This is a genomic window from Planctomycetota bacterium, from assembly GCA_035574235.1.
Lineage (GTDB): Bacteria > Planctomycetota > MHYJ01 > MHYJ01 > JACPRB01 > DATLZA01.
In genome coordinates this window covers 1-4,326 of sequence record DATLZA010000202.1, presented here as the reverse complement: position 1 = coordinate 4,326, position 4,326 = coordinate 1, and the positions used below count along the sequence as shown (strand labels likewise).

Here is a 4,326-nt window from a genome sequence, read left to right as displayed (position 1 = left end):
GGCGGCGGCCAGCGCCGCGGGGACGTCCGCGGCGCCGAAGCCGCCGCGCAGGCGCGCCACTTCCCCGCGCAGGCGGTCCAGATCCGTGGTCAGCTCCTCGAAGAGCGGGCGGGCTCCTCCGGCCATGAGCACGGCGCCGGCCTCGGAGCCGGGAGGCAGGCGCTGGAGGATTTCGGCGGCGATCTCCTGAGCCTCCTGAAAGGCGGAGCGGCCCCCCGCGGGGGAGGCTTCCATCGAATAACTGTCGTCGAGAAGCAGGACCACGGAGCTGCGGGCTTCCCCCAGAAGGGGCGCCAGTCCCGTGAGCACCGGCCGGGCCATGCACAAGGCCAGCAGCGCGGGGATCGACGCGCGCACGAGGAGCAGAAGGATCTGCTCCAGGCGCACGCGGCGCGCGTTGCGCCGCAGCACGGATTCGAGCAGGTGCATCGCCCCCCAGGGGACGACCGTGAAGCGGCTCCGGTGGAAGAGATGGATGAGGACCGGAACGACCAGCGCCGCCGCGCCCGCCAGGAGAATGCCGTTCAGGAACGTCATGCCCGCCTCATCCGCAGCGTCAGGTACTCGGCCAGGGCGTCCGCGTAGGGCTGGTCGGTCACGAGAGGCACCAGATCGATCCGGTGCCGATGGCACCCTTGCCGCAGCTCCGCGCGCCAGCGTTCGAGGTTCGCCCGGTACGCTTCCCGAAGGTGGTTGGGATCGACGAGATGCCGCTTGCCGTCCACCTCGAGGCAGTCGAAGCGGGTCCACTGCCGGAAGGGGAATTCCAGTTCGTCGCGGTGGAAGATCTGGAAGATCAGGATCTCGTGGCGGGCGTGGCGCAGGTGGGCCAGAGCGGAAAGCAGCCCCTGGGCGTCGCCGAAGCAGTCGGAAAGGACGACGAGCAGCCCGCGGCGGTGCAGGCGGGGAACGAGGTCGTGAAAGACGCGGGCAAGCTCCGTTTCGCCGCCGGGACGCACGGCCTGGAGTTCCTCGGCCAGGAGCCGCAGGTGGCCCGTCCGGGCGCGGGGCGGCAGGTAGGTCCGCACCCGCGTGTCGAAGGTGACCAGGCCCACGCTGTCCTGCTGCTGAAGCATAAGATAGGCCAGACAGGCGGCCAGGCGGGTCGCGTAGAGGAGCTTGGAACCTTCCGGCCCGCCGTAGCCCATGGAGCCCGAGGCGTCCAGAAGGAGCGTGGCCCGGAGGTTCGTCTCCTCCTCGTATTCGCGGATGTAGAAGCGGTCGCTGCGGCCGAAGACTTTCCAGTCGAGATGGCGGATTTCGTCCCCGTGCACGTAGGGCCGGTGCTGCTTGAATTCGACGGAGAAGCCCTTGTGCGGCGAGCGGTGGAGTCCCGTGCAGAATCCCTCGACGACGAGGCGCGCCAGAACCTGGAGGTTGGCGATCTTCTCGAGGTCGCTCGGGGTCAGCAGACGCGTCAGGCTCGCCATCGCTCATCACCGAGGGGGCGGCGGCAGCGCGCCGCCCGTCAGAAGACGTTCCGGGCCTCGCCCCGCGGAACCGCTTCGAGAATCCGGCGGACGACCTCGTCCACGGAAATTCCCTCGGCCTCCGCGTTGAAGGTCGGCACGATCCGATGGCGCAGGACCGGGTAGGCCAGGGCCTCCACGTCGTCGAGGGTCACATGGAACCGGCCGCGCAGGAGCGCGCGCACCTTGGCGCCCAGCACCCACTGCTGTCCCGCGCGCGGCCCGGCGCCCCACTCGACGAGCTCCTTGACGAACGGGAAGGCGTCGGGATCCCTGGGCCGCGTCCGGCGCACGACGTCCAGGACGAACTCCAGGACGTGGTCCGGGACGAGAACCTTGCGCACGACGTCCTGCCCGTCCCGGATCTCCGGGCCGGACAGAACCGGCTCGACGCCGGCGTCCAGCGCCCCCGTCGTGCGCTGAACGATTTCGCGCTCCTCGTCGCGGCGGGGGTAATCGACCGCGACGTGGAACATGAAGCGGTCCTTCTGGGCTTCGGGCAGGGGGTAGGTGCCCTCCTGCTCGATGGGATTCTGAGTCGCCAGGACGAAGAAGGGCTCCTCGAGCGGATAGGTTTTCCCGCCCACGGTCACGGAGTGCTCCTGCATCGCTTCCAGGAGCGCCGCCTGGGTCTTCGGAGGCGTGCGGTTGATTTCGTCGGCCAGGATCATCTGGGCGAAGACGGGGCCCTTCTGGAAGACGAGGGTGCGGCGGCCGGTGGCGGGATCCTCCTGAATGAGGTCGGTACCGGTGATGTCGGCCGGCATGAGGTCGGGGGTGAACTGGATGCGCCGGAAGGAGAGGCTCATCGCGCGGGCCAGGGTGCGGATCATGAGCGTCTTGGCCAGGCCCGGCACGCCTTCGAGGAGGCAGTGTCCGCGGGCGAGGATGGCCACGAGGAGCTGCTCGATCACCTCTTCCTGGCCCACGATGACCTTGGCGACTTCCCGCGCGACGCGGCGGCAGGCCTCGACGAGTCGCTCGGCGCGGCGCACGTCCTCGGCGGGCGCGGAGGGCTGGGGGGGAGCGGAGGGGACGCGGGACGCTTCGGGCATGAGGGATCTCCCTACCGCGGCTCGTCTTTGAAGACCTTCACCTTGAACGAGGAAAACGTGCAGGCGGACCGGAGGGTCTGCAGGCCGGCCCGGACGAGGGGGCCTTCCAGAACGCGTTCGTTCTCGATCATCCAGCCGTCGGGCTCTCGGTCGCCCTGCCAGATCTTGCCGCGCAGAATCGCCGGCTGTCCGGGGCGCCGATCGATGCGCAGCTTCAGGCGGTAGGTGCCCTCCCGGCCGTGCTCGAAGGGGATCGCCGCCACGCCGGCGAACTCGAAGACGGACCCCTCCTCGTCCGCCTGGAGGGTGCGCAGCGCCAGACGCTCCCGGCCGAAATCGGCCACCAGGCCGAAGCCCCAGGCCGAAAGGTCGGGCGCTCCGTCGGGGGTCACCTGGTCCACCTGAACGGTCGCTTCGAGGAGGACGCTCTCCTCGGTGGAAGCGGGAACGAGGAACGCGGAGAGCGCCGGGCGCGGATCCGAATCGGCGTAGCGGAGGACGCGGGCCTGGCGGACGGCGCGCCCGAGGACGCTCCACTCCCCCTCGCCCTCGGGCCGTCCCGAGGCCAGGTCGAGTTCCAGCGACCGGACGCCGCCGGGAACGGGCACGGCCTCGAGCGGCCGGCCGGGAGCGGCCACGGCGTAGAAGCCCGAGCGCACGACGATCGAACCGCCGTCCTTGACGCGGCGGAACTCGACGGCGCCTTCTTCCACCTGGACGCGCGTGGCGCCGCCCTCGGCCAGGAGCGTGAACCGCGTCCCCAGCACGCTCACCTCCGCCTCGGCGGTCGACAGAAGCATGGGGCGCCCGGCGGGCTGCTTGACGACGTCCGCCTCCACGTGGCCGGCCTCCAGCCGGACGTGTTTGCGGGCGCGGTCCTTGGGATCGGCCAGGTGCCGGACCACCGTCCCGGGGCCGATCTCCAGGCGGGTCGTGTCCGGATACTCGAGGGCGGCCCGGCTGCGGCTTCCTTCGGTCAGAAGGCCCTGGTTTTCGAAGACGTGCATTCCCGGCCGGGCGGGCACGCGATCCTGCGGGGACTGCGTGAAGAGAAAGACCTCGCCCTGGGTCTGGCGGAGGTAGGCGACGACGAGCGGGCCCTGGGCGTCCGGCCGGGAAGGGCCGAGCGGGCGGGCCGCCAGTTCCACGTCCCGGCCGGCCACGGCGTACTGGCCGGCCTCCACGCGCACCGAGCGTCCGTCGGACCGGCGGCGCAGGAGCGCCTGTCCCCGGCGCACCTCGAGGCGGGCGAAGTCGGTCCCGCAGAGGACGCGCGCCGCGGCGTCGGCGATTTCGACCTCGGCCTGAGGCGTCCGGAGGCGGACGGGTTCGCCTCCCGCCTGAGCGGGGGCGACGAGGTCGGCCTCGCCGCCCAGAAGCTCCAGGGCCTTTCGCGGGCCGCCCCCGAGGAGGCGCGCCTGGGCGGGCCCGTGCAGGTCGGCGCGGGTCGTATCGTCGGCGAAGCCGATCTTGGCGGAGCTCTCATCGGGGAGCCGGAGGAGGTCGCCGGGGCGGATTTCCTGGTCCACGCGCGCCGGTGAGGGGGCGCCGTCGCGCTCGAGCAGGACGTCCGGCGACACGGCCAGGAGGAAGGCCGCCGCGGGCGGAGCCGGGGGCGCGGAGGACGGACGGACGAGCCAGGCCAGTCCCAGGAGGGCCGCGGCGGCCAGGGCGGCCGCGGCGATCCGGAGGCGCCGGCCGGGCCGCGCGGACGGAGCCTTGACGGAGGCGGGGCGGACGGCCACGCGGGGGATGGAGCCGGTGGTGCGGGGGCGCGGCGGCTCCTCGGCGCGCGCCGGGCG

General features: G+C 72.1%; 4 protein-coding genes. All 4 read right to left on the bottom strand.

Translation table 11 applies throughout. From position 1 onward, the window contains the following. On the bottom strand, positions 1–537 hold a 537-nt coding region (locus VNO22_18870), incomplete at its 3' end, for a BatA domain-containing protein (GenBank protein ID HXG63442.1). Then, positions 534–1,430 (bottom strand): DUF58 domain-containing protein, encoded by an 897-nt coding sequence (locus VNO22_18865; protein HXG63441.1) that lies wholly within the window; start codon positions 1,428–1,430, stop codon positions 534–536. The genes VNO22_18865 and VNO22_18870, both read right to left, overlap by 4 nt. 38 nt (positions 1,431–1,468) lie before the next feature. Beyond that, entirely contained in the window at positions 1,469–2,524 is a 1,056-nt protein-coding gene (locus VNO22_18860) for a MoxR family ATPase (protein ID HXG63440.1), read from the bottom strand. Between the two features lie 11 nt (positions 2,525–2,535). After that, positions 2,536–4,326: FecR family protein (locus tag VNO22_18855; protein HXG63439.1), on the bottom strand; the 1,791-nt coding region annotated here is incomplete at its 5' end.